Raw genomic sequence first — 17,318 nt, 5'->3', positions numbered from 1 at the left:
AGCGGCGGGCGCATGCATTCCGGCTGGAATGCGGCGGATGCCCGCCGGTGGGTGATGCCGCTCATCGTTTCTTCCCGGAGCTGCGTTTGCCGCGGATGATGAAGTCGTCGTAGTGGATGTCCGCCTCGTTCGTGGTCAGGCTGATGAGGGTCTTCGTCTCATGGGCGATGCCCGGGGATTTCAGCGAGCCGATCTTTTTCCCGTCCACCAGCGCGGTGACTTCATCCCCCTTGGTGCGGACGGTGAGGGTGTGCCACTCGTCCGCTTTCATCCTGAGGTCGAACTTCGCGGACTTTCCTTCCAGGGATTTGAGGGTTTCCTCGTCCAGTTCCCCGCCGGCCTTCTTCTTCTCGTAGATGTCCTTGCGGAAGGAACCCTCCTTCGCGTCGATCATCGAAACGTGGTTGCGGCCGACGGAGACCCGGCAGATGTGTCCGGCGTGGGAACCCTTGAAACCCCAGTCATCCAGCCATACATCGAGCTGCCTGCCCTTCTCCCCCATGAAGCGGAACTTGACGGAAACCTCCATGTCCTGCTGGCCCTCGATCTTCACATTGTCCACCGCCGCATGGTCGGACGGGTCCGGTGAGAATCCCTGGAGCACGCCATCCTTCACCGTGCTGCCACTCTTGTAGTGCCCCCAGCGTTCGCCGAACCCTTCCTTGGAGAAATCATCCTCGAAGAGAACCTTGGCATATTCCTGTCCCTCGGCGGCGGCCTTCCGGTCCTCCTCCCAGCCCTTGGCCCACTCCTGGTCTTCCTCCACCAGATTCCCGAGCGGGATGTCGAAGGCCTTTCCGGAAACCCGGACCTTGAGCACGCCTTCCGGTGTCAGTTCCTCGACGTCCGCCTGGATTTTCCGGCCTTGCGTGTCGGTCAGCTCCTTTTTCTCCCCCGCAGGGCATAGAGTGGCGGATGCGAGGAGCAACCAGGAAGCGAAGGCGGAGAGGCGCCGGGGATGGAAGCGGGTTTTCATTTATCCTCTGGAATGTCATAACCGCCGGTGATGTCACCTTCTTTTTCCGATCCCCGCGGAATCCCTGACCCCCCTTCGGATGGGCGCTTGGGATTCCGGTGTGTTATTTCCATGAAGTGAAAACACTTCTCCCCGGGGAGACCGGCACGGAAGCCCCCGCATCCGCATCATGACAAAGAGCTCATACCTTTCGATCATCCAGGAGATCGTCAGTGGCGACACGGATGCCTTCGGGGAGCTGGTCCGCATCCATGAAGGCTGGATCCGTGCGTTTCTGAGATCCAGGCTGCGTGACCGCTCCGCGGCGGACGATCTGGCCCAGGATGTCTTTGTCACCGCTTTCAGATCGATCGGCCAATACCGGGGGGATGGAACTTTCGAAATGTGGCTCCGTGGTATCGCCGTCAACCACCTGCGGAACTACATCCGCAAGCGGCGGGAGAGCTACATCGGCGGATTCGCGGAACTAGAGGAATTGCTGATCAAGCATCCGGAGCCGGCTCTGGAGGAAAGCGCCGCGCTCGACGCCCTGATGGAGTGTCTCGACTCCGTGGACAGCCATTCCCGCGACCAGCTCTACGAGCGTTATGTGAAGGGGAGGACCTTGCGGGATCTCTGCCGGGACAGTGGCGCGGGATACTCCGCCCTGACGATGAAGTTCCACCGCCTGCGGGAATTGCTGGCGGTTTGCGTGAGGGACAAACTGAAAGACACCCTGGCATGAAGAACCGTGAGTTGATCGAGAAGGTGCTCGCAGGGGAGGCGGATGCCGCCGGGATCCGGCGTCTGACGGATCTCATGCGGGCGGACGAGAACGTCCGCCGGGAATATGCCGCTGCCGCCGAGCTGGAAGCGCTTTTGTCCGTCGCCCTCGAGGACAAGCTGACCCGTGCGGACAATGTGCTGCGCATCCGCGAAACGGTGGCGGGCAGTGATTCGGAGGCATTCGTGCTCGGTTTGAAAGCACGCCTCAGACGCCGGAGGAATGCATGGCTCGGCGCGGTGGCGGCGGCTTTCCTGGTGGCGCTGTTCTCCTGGTGGTACTCGCTGGGGACGGTCGGCAGGATCCATGACATGTATGGTGTGGTTTATGGCGGATCCAGGGAGTTTGCGGCCGGAGATACCATCAGGAAGGGGAGGATCATTGCTTTTGGCGAAGGTCTGGTCGAGGTCGCCATCGGCGACAGCGGACGCCTCGTGATTGACGGGCCGGCGCGGATCGAGTTCCTGGACAAATCCCGGGCATTCCTGCACCAGGGGCATCTGGTGGCGCACCTTTCCCCCGAAGGGGAAGGCTACCGGATTGGCACGCCTGAAGGTGAACTGACGGGATTAGGCTCCATGATGGGGGTCGTCATGAGGGATGAATGGGGGGCTGAGGCCCATGCTCTCCAGGGGCGGGTGGCGGTGTCCTCCGGATCCGGAGAAAAATGGCTTCTTGAAAGTTCCCAGGTCTTCCGTCTGCGGGACAGGACACGGCGCGCCGCGGAAGTCGGCCAGTTCCGGGTGAGCCTGCCCCATGGCTCAACGGCGGATCGTGGCGGGATTTATTGGTCCTTCGATGAAGGAGTTGGAACGACGGCCCGTGGGCTGGGGGAGGGTGCGTTGGCCGGCAAGAAGGCGGACTTCGGACTGAAGCAGGAGAAAGGCGGTGAAATTCCGGAGTGGGTGGAGGGGGTTTCCGGACGTGCGTTGTATTTCGACGGAAAGGGCGCTTTCGCGGAAAGCGTCCACCGGGGCATCGAAGGAGGCGCTCCCAGAACCGTCTGCTTCTGGGCAAAGGTGCCGGAGGACTCCGGGATCAAGGAGGGGTTCGCCATGGTTGCCTGGGGAAGCCATGTTTTCGACAAGGCATGGCAGATCTCGGTCCAGCCGATCGAGAACCAAGGGCCGCTGGGCAGGCTGCGGGTGGGCGTGTATCATGGCGCCTCGGTCGGCCGCACGGATTTGCGGGATGGCAGATGGCACCACATCGCCGTGGTGTTGAAGGATGAGGTTCTGCCCGACGTCTCGATGGAGGTGATCATGTATGTCGATGGAGTTCCGGAGCAGTTCACCTATCGCATGACCGGAGAGGTCCGCACCGACTCCGGACCGGACGGGCATGGCATCTGGATCGGCAGGAATCTCGCCAAGGGCAGCTTCCAGGGGAGTTTTTTCCGCGGCGCGATCGATGAACTCCACATCTTCAACCACGCCCTTTCACAAAGCGAAATCCTTGCCATCAGGGACAGCGCCTTCCCTGTCAGGTGATGCCGGGATGCCTTCCCGATGGGGCCCCCACTGCTGGAGGGGGAAAATCATGGCAGGGGAAGTGTTACTTTTCCCATCAAACAACACTTCCTCCCATGGAATGCCCGACAAGTGCCGCTTGTCCGGGAAAACCGATCCGGTGACCCGCCGGAAACAAGAAACCCGAAGGACCCACCAATAAACTCCCCATGACCATCCGATCGTTCCTCCTCAGTATGGCCGCCATCCCGGCGCTCACCCTGCCGGCCGTGCATGCCGCGGTGATCTATCAGCACAGCTTCAGCGGTACGAGCGGCACAAGCCTCAACGGAATCGCGCTGGAAAGCCGGTCCGGAATTGCCGGCGGGAACGCCGGCGCCACCTGGAACTCCAGCGGTAATATCAAGGCTGATGGAAGCATCGTGAGTCCATCGGGTCAGACATCCATGTCCGCCTACGTGCCGTTCTCGCCGGTCAACGGATACCTTTACACGATCTCGGTCGATACCACCGCGACGCCCACCGCGGTCAACCCCACCACTTCGTTGGCTTATACCGGAATCGCCCTGTATAACGGCACCCCGAACACGGCTGGAGCGGTCGGCGGGCAGCCTGTCATCGCACCCATCACGAGAAGCCCCGACAACACTCCCAACTCCCTCGACAACCCCTCGGGGCCATTCCAGATCCTCCGCCGCTGGCACCGCACCAACCCGTCAACCAATGTCGGGCCCGCCATCACCGCCAACCACATCGGGACATTCGAACCCACCTTCGACAACAACGGCACCTGGAGACTGACCATCCAGCTTGATACCACGAACGCCGGCAGCTGGATGTACCGTTGGCTGGTGGAGGATGTGGGCACGAGCGCCCTGTTGTCCGAGGGGAACTGGACTTCCGTGGGTTCGTTGGGATCGAACCCGATCAACAGCATCCAGCTCCACAGTCACGGGCCGATGGCTTCCAGCACCTTCGACAACTTCCTCGTCACCGCCGTTCCCGAGCCGGGCGCGGCGTTGCTTGGTGCTTTCGCCCTTGCGGTGGCAGGACTGCGGCGGAGGAGGTGAGCGGCATCTCTCCCCGGTTTTGAGAAATTCACCGTCTCCTTTGGCAAAGGGTGGCGGCTCGCCCGCCATGTGCGCGGCCCCAAGCATGAAACCCAGAAAATGATCCCCATGATTTCCCGATTCTTATCCGTTGCGACCATCGTTGCCTCAGCGTTTTCCTGGAACTGCCTGTTCGCCGGAACCGGGGAGTCCGTGATCTATCGGCACGACTTTGGTGGCGCGGGCAGCGCGAACCTGAACAGCCTGGCGCTGGACGAGCGGTCCGGAGAGGCGGGAGGCAGTGCCTCCGCCACGTGGACGGCGGCCACCGGATTCAAGGCGAATGGCGGGTTGGTGAGTCCTGCGGCCAACCAGGGCATGTCCGCCTTCGTGCCGTTTTCACCGGTCAACGGCCATCTCTACACCATTTCCGTCGATACCACGGCGGTCCCCGTTGCGGCCAATCCCACCACGACGCTGACCTATGTGGGGATCTCCTTGTACAACGCGACCCCGAATACCGCCGCCGCCGTCGGCGGGCAGCCGGTCATCGCCACCATCGCAAGAAGTCCTGACAACACCCCCAACGCCGCCAGCAGCGCCGGTCCTTTCCAGATTCTCCGCCGCTGGCATCGGAATTCCCCGGGAACCGCGGACACCGGGCTGACACAGGATCATCTCGGCACGCTGGGTTCCAACGCGGGCACCTGGAGACTGTCCATCCAGTTGAACACCGCGAACCCCGACAACTGGAAGTACCGCTGGCTGGTCGAGGATGTAGTGACTTCCACCCTGCTGTCGGCCAGCCACCCGGCTGACGGAGTCTGGCCTTCCGTGGGTTCGCTCGGCACCCGGCTGGTCAATTCCATCCAGATTTTCAACCATGGCCCGCTGGCTTCCGGCGCGTTCGGAAACTTCCGGGTTACGGCGGTTCCGCAGGATCCGCCGATACCCATCGAGAATCCGGATCCCCCGTTGATCGACGTGGACTACCCCGGAGCGAATGTCCGGGTGCTTTCCGTCACCCAGCCTTCCTCCACGGAGCCACGGCGCGTCTCCCTCACTCCGGACCAGCGCCACATGCAGCCCGGCCAGACGTGGTTCTACTGGAGCTTCCGCACGCGGGACACTGCCGGGTTCACGGCGGTCTTCAATTCCGCCGACCACATCGGCCTGCGCGGCCCGGCGGTGAGCTATGACGAGGGAAAAACGTGGGCTTATCTGGGGGCTGGCAGCGTGATGCCCGGCAGGGCCTTCTACGTTCCACCGGTTCCGGAAGGAGGAGAGGCGCGCTATGCCTTCTGTCCACAATACCAGCAGAGCCACTTCGACGGGTGGCGGAGCGCGAACGGAAGCAACCCGCATCTGGAGGTCACCGAGCTTTGCCGCAGCCGGAACAACCGCGGGGCGGAGCTTGTGCGGATCGGGAAACCGGTCACGGACACATCGTCGGAGATCATCCTTCTCGCCACCCGCCATCATAGCTGTGAGGTCCTTGGGAGCTATGTCCTCGAAGGTTTCCTGCAAGCCGCGCTCGCGGATGACGTGACCGGCAGGAACCTGCGGAAAAGGACCATCCTCGCCGTCCCGTTCATGGACAAGGATGGGGTGGAAGAAGGGGACCAGGGAAAAAACCGCAACCCCCACGACCATAACCGGGATTATAACGCCACCCAGCTCTATCCGGAGGTGACCGCGGTCATGCAGCTCGGTGCGCAATACCATGACCGGGTCGTGGCATTTTTCGACCTGCACTGTCCTTCCGCCCGCGAGGAAGGGATGTATTTCGTGGGAGCGCCCCAGCAGGATGTCGCCGCCGGCCAGCAGGCCTTCCTCACCCACCTGGCGGCGACCCGGCAAGGCGAGCTGCCGGTGCAGGCCAACGACATCCTTCCCTTCGGCCAGGGCTGGAACACCAGTGCCAATTACTCGCAGGGCAGGAACTCCTCGGCATGGGCGAGGGACACGTTCCCGTCCGCAAGCCTCATCACCACCGCGGAAATCTCCTATTCGGTGATCCGTGGCGTGGAGGTGACGCAGGAGCGTGCGAAGGTGTTGGGCGCGGACTTTGCCAGGGCTTTGGCCACCTATCTCCCGGCACCTGCCGCAAGCGTCGCGGAGATCTGGCTGGAAGAGGCGTTCGGTGAGGATGTGGAAGATCCCGCCATCTCCGGCTGGACCATGGATCCCGATCACGATGGCCTGTCCAACCTCGCGGAATACGCCTTCGGACTCCGCGCCCGTCACCCGGACGCGAATCCTGTCACGGAAACCACCGGTGTCGCCGGCCTTCCTGCCATCCGTGCCATCGATACCCCCGAAGGCAGATCCCTGCGCTTTGAATATATCCGCCGCAAAGCCTCCTCCAATCCGGGGATCACCTACATTCCCCAGATTTCCGAAAATCTCCTGGCGTCCGGGGAAGGAGCCTGGCGTGCGGTTACCGCGGTCGAGGAGATTTCCTATATCGACGATGCATGGGAAAGGGTCATCATTCACGTGCCTTCCGGGGTGCCGGTGAGATTCGCACGGGTCCTTGTCTCCACCCATTGAGCCGACCCATCAGTTTGGCCGCCAGATCTTTCCGCTGTCGGAGCACAGGTCATCCAACCTTCATTTAAAGCCGGAACATGAAAACGAAATCCCCGGTGGCGCTCCCACTGTCCGTCCTCATCTTCTGCACCGTTGGTGCCCTGATATCCCCGGCGGCGGATGACGTCCCTTTCAGGATCGACTCCGCTTTTCCGGGAGGGAACATCCTCGTGGAGGGGATCTCCGGAAATACGGTGAATCTCCGGACCGACCTGCGGGATACGAAGGGCGGGTGGTTCTATTGGTATTTCCAGGTGAGCGGGGTGGCGGGCCGGACGCTCACCTTCAACTTCACTCATGGCAGCCCGGTGGGTGTCCGCGGGCCCGCTGTTTCCACGGACCAGGGAAAGAACTGGCGTTGGCTCGGAACGGATCATGCGGATGAAAAATCCTTCACCTACACGTTTCCCGCATCGGAGGACAAGGTCCGCTTCTCCTTTGGCATGCCGTACACGCAGGCGGATCTGGATCGGTTCCTGGACGACCTGGGTCCGGACCCCGCCCTGTCCAGGGAAGTTCTCTGCAAGAGCCGGAAAGGACGGGATGTCGAACGCCTGCGGATCGGCAGGATCAACGGAGAGCCGCGCCACCGGGTGCTGGTCACCGCTCGCTCGCATGCCTGTGAAATGATGATGTCCTACACCGTGGAGGGCATCATCCGGGCGGTTCTGGCCAAGGATGAACGCGGATCCTGGTTCCGGGAGAATGTCGAGATGCAGGTGATCCCCTTCGTCGATAAAGATGGAGTGGAGGACGGGGATCAGGGAAAAAACCGCGCTCCGCATGACCATAACAGGGACTACGACCCCGGCGGCCTCTATCCGGAAACGCAGGCGCTCCTCCGGACCATTCCGGCGTGGGCTGGCGGCAGGTTGCGCATCGCCCTCGATCTTCACTGCCCCCACATCCGGGGTGAGGTGAATGAGAAGATCTATCTGGTGGGCCACGAATCGTCCGCCATGTTCGCGAAACAGACGGCCTTTTGCGGGCTGCTCGAAAAGCACCGCAAAGGCCCCCTCATCTATCAGGTTTCCGACAATGTCCCGTTCGGTGAGTCCTGGAACACGGCCGCCAACTACAAGGCCGGCACCAGTGGTTCGCGCTGGGCGGCCTCGATCCCCGGGGTGGAGGTGGCCGCCACCTTCGAGCTTCCCTACGCGAATGCCCGGGGTGGGGAAGTGAATGCGGAAACCTCCCGGGCCTTCGGCGCGGATCTGGTCTCCGCGATCATGGAGCAACTGAAGCGCTCCGGGGAAGGTGGACGTTGATTTTTCCGTGTCCCCCGGGTCCGTCGATCCCACCTTGATCCCTGGAACTGCACACAACTTTCTGGAAATCCGGCGGATCAAGGGGTGATCCCTGAAATCCACCATCGACAAGAGGGCGGTGGGACGCGTTTTTTGTGCCCATGACGATGGATGTGCGCACCCTCTTTGTAGCGGTCGCCGTCGCTTGCCTTGTCAGCGTGATCGCCATTTCGGTGGTGTGGATGGCGAACCGGAAGGTTCCGGGTGTGGGGATCTGGACGCTGGGGGCGATTTTCACCTGTCTGGGCCTGCCACTGTTCCTTTTCCAGGGACTGCTTGAGAACCGGTTCATCACCCATGTCCTGCCGAATGTCCTGCACGGCTCCGCCATCCTGTGCTATCTGACGGGAGTCATCCAGTTCAGGGAGAAGCAGGTCCGCTGGAAATGGCTCGCCATCTCGGGGTCGGTGCCGCTTGCCGTGATTTTCTGGTATCTGTTCGTGGAGGACAACCAGGCGGTGAGGGTGAAGGTGGCCAGCGCCTGGGCGGCCGCGGTTTATCTGGTGACGGCGGTCTTGATCTGGAGGGACCGGAGGGAAGGGCTGCGTTTTTCCACCAGGATGGCCGCGTTGGGTTTCGGCATAGCGGGGATAGGGATGTGCTACCGGATGTTCACGTGGGTGCGTCAACCGCTCCAGTCCTGGGTCTCCGGGACATCCTGGGAGAATGCGTCGCTGGCGTTGGCCGCCTTGGCGATGACCTTCCTGTGGATCTTCAGCGTCCTGTTCCTGGTGAACCAATATCACATCCGGGAGGTGGCCATGCGGAGCGAGGAACGCCATGCGATGGAGCAGCAACTCCTGGAGGCCAAGCATGAGATCGAACGTGAAAAGGCGCGGCGCGTGCGCGAGATCGTGGCGAGGGAACTGCACGATGGCATCGGCGGGATCACCGCGACGATGGCGATGCTGGCCAGCTTGGGAAGGGTGGAGGCAGAGGGGGAGATTTCGGAGATTTTCTCCAACTTCGAGGAGATGGCCCTCAAGGGCAGCCGTGAAATCCAGGGGCTGATGACCTCCGTGGAGAACGAGGTTTTCCGCTGGTCGGACTGGCTGCGTGATCTGGAGAGCTATGCCCGGAAGATCATGACGATGGCTGGCATTTCCTTCGACTGGAAGGTGGAGGGACCGGTTCCGGAAGGCATCATCCGGGATGCGCAGTCCGCCGCCTCGCTGATGAAGGTGGCGTTTGAGGCGGCCCACAACATGGTCCGTCACTCCGGCGCGAAGGATGGGGGGATCCACGTGTTGTTCCAGGAGGACCGGCTGTCGATGGTGATCTTCGACAATGGCCGGGGCATCTCCGTGAACAGCGGACACGGCCGGGGCATGGGGAACATGCGCCGGAGGATGGAGGAGATGGGAGGCGGTTTCTCCGTGCGGGCGGAGGTGGGGACCAGGGTTTCGCTGGAGGCGGTGCTGTCAAAAGACGGCCGCCCTGAGCCCGCCGCCCTGTGAAACGTTGGCCGCAGGCTGACAATGGCCGGGGGACGCCACCTGGCGGCGTGCCGATCATTTGAAAAACCCGCCAAGACCGCCGAGCAGGCCGCCGAGATCCGGTGACTTGCCCGCCAGAACATCATCGATGGGCTGGTGGAGGGTCCTGGGGAGCCTGGACTTCGCGAAGTCCGCGATGACAGCGAGGGTCTTGTCGGTCATCTCTTCGCTGAGGCCGAGGGCTTTGAGGCGTTCCTTGAGTTCGTTCATGGTGATGTGGGGTGAGGCTGCGGACTAACGGTCGCGGAAGGAAGCCAGCGTTTCCGCGAGGCCCTTTTCAACGGAGCTGACGTGGCTGAATCCGGTGGCGAGCAGCTTGTCGATCGAGGCCCGGGAGTGTTTGACGTCCCCCAGCCGCTCGGGCAGGTGGACGATTTTCGAAGTGGAGCCGGAAAGCCGGATGATCCGGGCCGCCAGATCGTTGATGGTCATGCTGGCGCCGTAGCCCGCATTGAAGGTGCCGTGGAGATCCGGATGATCCGCCGCGTGGACCAGGGCGGCGACGATGTCCTTCACATGGATGAAGTCACGGGTCTGCTCCCCATCGCCGAAGATGGTGATGTCCTTCCCGGCGAGCGCGTTCCGGATGAAGATGGGAACCGCGGCGGCATACGCGCTGTTGGGATCCTGGCGGGGGCCGAAGACGTTGAAGAAGCGGATGGAGGCGGTGTTGAGCCTGCCCTCGCGCCGGAACATCTCCAGATAGTATTCCCCATCGAGTTTGGTGATGGCGTAGGGGCTTTTCGGTTGGGGCGTCATCGACTCGATCTTTGGAACGGCCGGATCATCGCCGTAGATTGCCGCCGAGCTGGCGAAGACCAGCTTCCTGACTCCGCTGGCGGCTGCTGCTTCCAGGACATTCAGCAGGCCCATGACGTTGATCTCCGCGCATTGGCAGGGGGCGTTCATCGACTCGGGGACCGAAATCATCGCTGCCAGATGGAAGACCACATCCACCCCTTCCATCGCCGCCTCCACCGCGGCCCGGTCCGTCACGCTGGCCTCGATGAACCGGTGGGAGAAGCCTTCCAGATTGCGCCGGTATCCGGATCTCAGGTCATCCAGCACAATGATTTCAGCGGAGCCTTGGAAGTGTTCGACGAGATGGCTGCCGATGAAGCCGGAACCACCGGTAACGAGGATGCGCATGGCGGGAAGGGTGGAATCCGGGAGCAGGCGTTCAAGGACAAATAAAGCGCATAAGATGCGCTGGGGGAATGGAAACCGGGGACCTTGCCGCAGGAAAGCGGCGTGGATGGATTTGGGAATTTACGTTTGGCGCATGGCGTTCAGGGTGCCGTCCTCCGATGGCAAGATTGTTGGGCGGAATTTTGGCGAACAGGCGGCTGCGATACCTCGGGGTGGGGGCGCTGTTGGCGGCAGCGGCGGCGCTTCTCATCGCCTGGGCGCTGGGCTTGGACGCCGGGGTGGTGAAATCGGCGTGGAAGGGGTTTGAAAATTTCCTGATACCGCGGCCATGGCTGCTTTTCGGAGCGTTGGTCGTGCTTCCCGCGCTGCCCATCCCCACGGGGCTGCTGTTGCTGCTGGCGGGAACCGTATGGAGGGACCGGCCGGTGGTGGCGTGCATGATCTGTCTGGCCGCGCTGGCGCTCAACATGAGCTGGACCTACTGGTTGGCGGCTGGTGCCGGCAGAAAGCTCATCGTGAAACTTCTGGCGTGGATGGGGATGAAAGTGCCGGAACTGCATGAAGACAACCAGCTCTGGGTGATCCTGTTGGTCCGTCTGACTCCGGGGTTCCCGTTCTTCGTGCAGAACTATGTGCTCGGCCTGTTGAAGGTTCCTTTCCGCCTTTATCTCGGAGTTTCGCTGGCGTGCAACGGGGTCCTTTCCATCGGGGTGGTGCTGGGAGCCGCGGGATTGGCGGACCGTAACTGGATGCCACTGGTGGCTGGAGCGGCGTTCCTGATCACCGGGTTGGTCCTTGTTTGCAGGATCAGGCAAAGGCTCCGGAACCGCTGAACGGATGTCAAAATCATCTGCCGGGGAGAATCCTCAGGGTCCCTACATTAGGGAGAAATCCAACCGCAATGGAAGCGAAGCGACATGGTCAGTTCGTCCATGTCGCTTCGCTTCCATTGCAGTTGAAAAATGCAGGGATCAGGAAGCTGCCCATCCCTAATGTAGGAGCCCTGGGAGAATCCTGAAGATTGATGATGGTTTTTGATTTCAGCGCGCTTTCCATGCAGGAATTTTGCGTTCTTTGGGGAAGTCGATGGATGATGCCAATTTGGCTTTGCGGCAAGCCCTCAGCTGCTTTGGGCAATATGTTTCATGGAAAATCAAGGATTTGCTGGGTTTTTGTGTGGTTTTTTAAAATTTTCCAGAATCGTGAAAATCAGCGCGTGCTGGCTATTAAACCGGAAGATTCGCAACATTTTCCGGGCGAAACGCACGTGGGCGAAAATTTCGTTAGAAAATCCGAATTTTCCCTATCTCTTTGAAAAACAGGAATGGGGAGAGAAGAGGAAGGGGCGGAGTTCCTGATCCAAATTTTTACTCCTTGCATTTTGCGGCATGTTAGAGTGTAAAGCGAGCCTGCTCGACGGCTTGGGGGAAACTTGGCCGCGTTAATCTAACGGAGTAAAACAACACCAAAAATTTCAATGATACCTAGGCTACGCTGTGGATATAACTCTCCGTTGCATCTGGCCATTTCCGGCATTGCCGCTGTTTTGGTTTTGAGTGGTGCGGAAGTTCGTGCCGCTGAGGAGGACGCGGCTGTTGTGGCTGGGGCTTTGGATGAAACCGGACCGGTGGAGCCGGTTCCGATGGAGGACGAGGGGTTCTATCCCACCATTGAGGAGACCATGCTTTTGGGGGGCGACTATCCCCGCCGGGGAAGCCGCCGCAACAACGGCCCGGATCTTCCGAACCAGGTCGCCCAAGGGCTTTATGCCTATCCGAATCCTGCTGAGACCTACCGTGCGCCGTGGGCGGATTCCCTTTCCCCGCTCAATCCATACCTCGGCTTCTTCACCCCTCATCAGACGGTGGTGTTGGAAGATGAAAACACTTGGCCGACCGGTCTCAGTTTCGAACTTGATTCCTCGTTCCCGATCCTGATCAGGGATTTCAATCCTGAACGGGCGATGTTCAAGGCCGGTCCGACCTACTTGGACCTGATGTTTGTCGGATTGACGGTGCTGCATTCCGACTACCAGGGTAACCAGGCATTTCGCGGAGGATCCGAAGATGGCTGGTTGATGGGCGTCGAATTTGGCCTCCGTGGGATGGTTCAGTTCACCAATCAGTTCTACCTCAGCCTTGCGGCGACTCTCGTCTATCTTCCTCTGGAAAATGAGATCGGTTTCCGCCTCGGTTCAGGTGGTGCCCCGACGGCGGCAGCCTCTCTCGAATACCTCTTCGAGAAGGGTGACTGGGATTTCCGGCTTTATGACACGTTTTACGTGGGTGCTGGCTACGATCTCTTCGGTGGTTTGGATGAAGGCGCCTACCAGCAGGCGGGGCGTTACAGCTTCGGCTTCCATGACACGCGCCGGACCAGTGAGTTCTACAATGGTGACAACACCTACTTCACGAACGCCATCGGCTTCGACTCGACCACTCCGGTGGGGCAGGATTGGCGCTTCTGGCTCTCCGGAAAGCGCGCCGATACCTGGAGGACGCTCGATTTCGAAAACCATCTGGGCCGCGAGTCGGTCTTCGCCCGCATCGGCTACAACGGTGAGGACGTCGCATTCGCCCCGGCTCTGGAGTATTACTTCGACCATTACAACTATTCGGATACCGGTGACTCTTACCTGGACAACCGCCTTTATCTGGTCCTGAAGGGGCGCCTCGCCCAGAACCTCCGCATGGAAGCTCGTGGCGGCTACCTGTGGCGGAACGGTGACCACTCCTATGACGGTGGCTATCTCTACTCCTTGGATCTCCATCATGAGCTTTCCAGCTACACGTCGCACTCGCTGTCGGCCGGCCGGGAATATTTCGACTATGATCTCACCGGAGACACCACCGTTGCCGGTTACATCCGCTACAGCATCCGCCATGGATTCACCAGGTCGTTCTCCGCATCGGCATGGATCCAGTATTCGGATGAAGATGGCAGGGTCTTCGACGGCGAGCGCACCAATGTGACCTTGAATCTCCGTTACTCCTTGTTGAACGGAAATAAAAGCGCTATCAACCTCCGCGGCGCTTATGAGCACAGGAATGGCACCTTCCCGGGTGACCGCTGGCTGGGCCGTCTGAGCTACACACAGAATCTGTTCTCCCGTACTTGGGCTGAGATCTACTACCAGTATGAGGAGTCTTCGATCTTTCCAAGTTTCAACGAACAAGTGTTCGGAACCACAGTCCGGAAATATTTCTGATCCACCAGACCACCGCTAAACTGATCCTTCTGTCACTTTTCACGAGTATTCAAAACAGGCGCAAGAGAACATCATGAAAAAAAATATTACCGTCTCGATTTCACCCACCGCAGCCTCCGTATGCGCGATTCTTGCTCTGGGGGGAATGAATACCGGCCTCTTTGCCGGTGAAACCGCCAAAGGAGGCATTCCTGCCGAGCAGCAGCGAGGTGCGGAAACCGACATGGACCTCCCCACCACCTTCCACAAGTACTACGGTCAAAACGCCACCCACTACCGGGACTCGGAGAAAAAGGTCGCAAAGATCGATGTTGATGGCGACCTCAACTACGACGGCGTGGTTTCCAATACCGATCCAGGCGACAACGGCGCGTTCGAAGGAACCCCTCCTGGCCTTGTCATCGGTGTCGGCGAAATGTCGAAACTGGTTCTCCGGCTGAGCCCCTACCGGCTCGACTTCGAAGGAGAAGTTGTGGTGACCATCGAGGTTGCCGGGATCAACCGGGCTTCCAAGACCGGCACCTTCGCCACCTTCGAAGAAGAGCAAGCCTCCGTCGGTCGCGTCCGTGTCTGGCAGGATGCTTCCAAATCCAAACTCCTTCTGGATTCAGGGAAATCAGACAAGCTGGTTTATGAATTCATCATGGATTCCGCCCAATACCCTGCGAATCTCCCTGGTGTTGTTCCCCGCACCTTTTACGTGGAAGGTGTCCGCCCTTCCGGCGAATTCACGGGTGATGTCCGTCTTCTGACCAGTGTCTCCTGCCGCAAGCCGGGGACCACGGCGGAAGGTTATGCCGAAGAACGGAAATCCTGGGTGAAAACTTTCCGCACCAGCTTCGACCATATGCTGTTCACGGTCAGATCCCAGCCGGCGAAAAAGGACTTCATCAATAACAACGCCGAGGGCGTATGGATCAGCCCGCGCTGAGATTGGGTGCACCCAACGTACGCCTCTGCATTGATTCATCCATCCCGATATCTGCGATCCCCGCATTCCTAACCCAGTGACGAGAAAGTTTTTCCTGTTGTTGCAGCCTGCGGTGATGGCCGCGATCCTGCTAGGCGGAATCGGTTGCTCCAACGGGCCATCCTCCACGGGGGATGTGCCTGCAGCCGCAATACCGAAAAGCACGGAGCCTGGCAATCGTGGTGCCATCGGCATCGGTGATGATCTTGAATTGTTTGTGAAAGAGGATCCTGTTTTCAACGGCACCTACCGTGTCCGTGAACGCGGGGACATCATTATTCCGGACATCGGTCGGATTCCTGTCGCCGGTCTTGATGTCCCATCCGCGGAACGCCGGGTGGAAAGCTACATCGAAAAGGGGCAGATCAAGGATGCGACGGTGATTCTGGACAGGACCAGCAATCAGGATAAGACATCTTCCGTGCCAGGCGCCCGGCGGATGCTTGTCTATATGACTGGGGTGGTCGCCAAACCGGGCCAGCACATGCTGAGTATTCCTGAAGGCAGATCCCTCGGCGTTTATGAAGCCATTCTCATTTCCGGTGGACTGGGCCGTTTCGCGGATGAACAGAAGGTCTATGTGACCCGCATGGATGCCAAAGGCATGAGGCATCGGATTCCAGTGAACATCAAATTGATCCGTCAGGGGAGTATTCCGGATCCGGCCATCGGCTACGGTGATGTGGTGGTGGTTTCTGAAAAGGTCTTCGGATTCTGATGACTCCGGATACAGGCCGCTTGTGAATTGGGGCAATCGTCCGCCGGTGGCGTGACCACATTACCGATCTTTGTCACTCCTCAGCAAACTGATCCGGGGCGCATCCGCCAACGTCATCGAGCATGGGCTGAAGATGGTGGTGATGTTTGTCACCACTCCCCTGATGATCCGCTGTCTGGGGAAGGAAGACTACGGGACATGGCTTCTGGCGGGAGCCATCATCGCTTATTTCAGGCTGCTTGACCTCGGGGTTTCCTTCGCTGGATCACGCTTCCTGGGAGCAGCACTGGGTGCGAATGACCGTGAGGAATACCAGTCTTTGGTTTGCCACCTCTTTCGTTTTTTCACGCGCTTGGGGATTGCGACGCTCGCCCTGACCCTGCTGGCTGTATGGGGGCTGCCGTTTTTCATCAAGGACGGGGACATTGTCTCAACCGTCAGGGTTCTGCTGGCGGGGTTGGGGGTGTCCACGGCCCTGCGGTTTTTCACGCGGATCTATGAAGTGGTTCTGAAGGGTCATGTCCGGTATGATCTCATTGGGATTTCCTCCATTCTCAAGACCGTCGTTCAGGCGGGATTGATCATTGCCTTGCTCCTGATGGGCCACGGACTGATGGTTTTGCTGGTCGCCCATGTTCTGGTCGATGTGTTTGATCAGCTTTTGCTGGTGTACTTTGCCAAGCGGGTGGAGAAGGACCTTCGTCTGACAGGGGCGGAAAAGAAGGGGTCGGGAGCATCGGAGTTGATCCGTTACAGCGCGACAGCCATGATCACAAATGCGGGGAACAGTTTGAGGCAGGGAATGGACCCAATGATCATCACGCACGTTTCGGGGTTGGGTTCGCTGCCTCCCTATATGGTTGGCACCCGTTTGCTCGGCGTGTTCAGCGACATCATCAACGCGATTTTCGGAGGAGGTCTCATCGCGGCGTTCAGCCAGCTTTACGGCAGAGGGGATGCGGAGGCGCTGAACCAGCGCTTCCTGCAGGCGATCCGTTGCAGCACCATACTGGCGATGCTGGGGGGATGCGGACTCATGCTTTTCGGGCCGGCGTTCATTCTCCGTTGGGTGGGGCCGGGGTTCATGGTGTCCGGTAATGTCATCCTTATACTGGCACCCGTTACGGCGCTTTCCCTGTGCCAGTATCCGGTGTGGAGTCTGTTCTACAGCCAGAACAAACAACAGTGGCTGGCTGTTATGACATTGGTGGGTGGCGTTTTCAATCTGATCCTCAGTTTCCTGCTGGCATGGCGGTGGGGCTGGATGGGGGTGGTATGGGCCACATGTGTGGAAATGGCGCTTGCCTATGGCTTCGGGATGCCTTGGCTGGTTGGGAGGATCGGGGTGCCGATCAAGCGTTACTTTCGCGAGATCCTCGTACCTGCGGTGAAGATTCTGGTTGCAGCCGTTTTTTATTGGGTGGCGGTTCGGACATTCATCCTTCCGGCCTACGACCATTTGTTCCTGTTGGGTATGGGGTACCTTGCCGTCATGGCGCTTGTGCTCTGGTATCAGGTGTTCAGCGGTCCGGAGAGAATCCAAGTGAGGAAGATGATCCCGGGGCTCAGATGAAGGACTCGGCCGTTAGGCCGGGTCGGAGCGGTTCCATGGCATGTCACC

General features: G+C 59.9%; 15 protein-coding genes. 12 read left to right on the top strand and 3 right to left on the bottom strand.

The window, feature by feature from the left end:
- Nucleotides 1-61 precede the first annotated feature (61 nt).
- Nucleotides 62-976 carry a DUF1080 domain-containing protein gene (locus KF712_14440; protein MBX3742188.1) on the bottom strand — a complete coding sequence of 305 codons (915 nt, stop codon included), beginning with the start codon at nt 974-976 and terminating at the stop codon, nt 62-64.
- Between the two features lie 169 nt (nt 977-1,145).
- Here KF712_14440 and KF712_14435 point away from each other — a divergent pair, with 169 nt between their 5' ends.
- The 6 genes from KF712_14435 (at nt 1,146) to KF712_14410 (ending at nt 9,613) form a co-directional block, all read left to right on the top strand.
- Nucleotides 1,146-1,700 (top strand): sigma-70 family RNA polymerase sigma factor, encoded by a 555-nt coding sequence (locus KF712_14435; GenBank protein MBX3742187.1) that lies wholly within the window; start codon nt 1,146-1,148, stop codon nt 1,698-1,700.
- A complete protein-coding gene (locus tag KF712_14430; protein MBX3742186.1) occupies nt 1,697-3,229 on the top strand; it encodes a LamG domain-containing protein in 1,533 nt (510 codons plus the stop codon). Before KF712_14435 ends, KF712_14430 begins: the two co-directional genes overlap by 4 nt.
- Before the next feature lie 188 nt (nt 3,230-3,417).
- Complete coding sequence (locus KF712_14425) at nt 3,418-4,278, top strand: hypothetical protein (GenBank protein MBX3742185.1); 861 nt, start codon at nt 3,418-3,420, stop codon at nt 4,276-4,278.
- 108 nt (nt 4,279-4,386) lie between these two features.
- Nucleotides 4,387-6,810 (top strand): hypothetical protein, encoded by a 2,424-nt coding sequence (locus KF712_14420; protein ID MBX3742184.1) that lies wholly within the window; start codon nt 4,387-4,389, stop codon nt 6,808-6,810.
- A gap of 77 nt (nt 6,811-6,887) precedes the next feature.
- Nucleotides 6,888-8,117, top strand: a complete 1,230-nt coding sequence (locus tag KF712_14415) for a hypothetical protein (protein ID MBX3742183.1) — start codon at nt 6,888-6,890, stop codon at nt 8,115-8,117.
- Between the two features lie 140 nt (nt 8,118-8,257).
- On the top strand, nt 8,258-9,613 hold the full coding sequence (locus KF712_14410) for a hypothetical protein (GenBank protein MBX3742182.1): 1,356 nt from the start codon (nt 8,258-8,260) through the stop codon (nt 9,611-9,613).
- Between the two features lie 54 nt (nt 9,614-9,667).
- On the opposite strand, the gene KF712_14405 is transcribed toward KF712_14410, so the two are convergent.
- Nucleotides 9,668-9,862 (bottom strand): hypothetical protein, encoded by a 195-nt coding sequence (locus tag KF712_14405; GenBank protein ID MBX3742181.1) that lies wholly within the window; start codon nt 9,860-9,862, stop codon nt 9,668-9,670.
- A gap of 24 nt (nt 9,863-9,886) precedes the next feature.
- Nucleotides 9,887-10,801: an NAD-dependent epimerase/dehydratase family protein gene (locus KF712_14400; GenBank protein ID MBX3742180.1), complete on the bottom strand. Its 915-nt coding sequence runs from the start codon at nt 10,799-10,801 to the stop codon at nt 9,887-9,889.
- Between the two features lie 158 nt (nt 10,802-10,959).
- Between KF712_14400 and KF712_14395 the strand changes: the two genes are divergently transcribed.
- From KF712_14395 to KF712_14370, 6 genes are all read left to right on the top strand, one after another.
- Entirely contained in the window at nt 10,960-11,634 is a 675-nt protein-coding gene (locus tag KF712_14395) for a VTT domain-containing protein (GenBank protein MBX3742179.1), read from the top strand.
- Between the two features lie 191 nt (nt 11,635-11,825).
- Nucleotides 11,826-12,116, top strand: coding sequence for a hypothetical protein (locus KF712_14390; GenBank protein MBX3742178.1), 291 nt, complete (start codon nt 11,826-11,828; stop codon nt 12,114-12,116).
- Between the two features lie 366 nt (nt 12,117-12,482).
- Nucleotides 12,483-14,009, top strand: a complete 1,527-nt coding sequence (locus KF712_14385; GenBank protein ID MBX3742177.1) for a hypothetical protein — start codon at nt 12,483-12,485, stop codon at nt 14,007-14,009.
- Between the two features lie 145 nt (nt 14,010-14,154).
- On the top strand, nt 14,155-14,940 hold the full coding sequence (locus KF712_14380) for a hypothetical protein (GenBank protein ID MBX3742176.1): 786 nt from the start codon (nt 14,155-14,157) through the stop codon (nt 14,938-14,940).
- 76 nt (nt 14,941-15,016) lie between these two features.
- Nucleotides 15,017-15,697: a polysaccharide biosynthesis/export family protein gene (locus KF712_14375; protein MBX3742175.1), complete on the top strand. Its 681-nt coding sequence runs from the start codon at nt 15,017-15,019 to the stop codon at nt 15,695-15,697.
- Between the two features lie 70 nt (nt 15,698-15,767).
- Nucleotides 15,768-17,270, top strand: coding sequence for a polysaccharide biosynthesis protein (locus KF712_14370; GenBank protein ID MBX3742174.1), 1,503 nt, complete (start codon nt 15,768-15,770; stop codon nt 17,268-17,270).
- The last annotated feature ends 48 nt before the right edge of the window (nt 17,271-17,318 follow it).

The organism is Akkermansiaceae bacterium (assembly GCA_019634595.1).
Lineage (GTDB): Bacteria > Verrucomicrobiota > Verrucomicrobiia > Verrucomicrobiales > Akkermansiaceae > Luteolibacter.
Note: the sequence above shows the minus strand (reverse complement) of the source record. Positions and strands in the feature narration are given on the sequence as shown.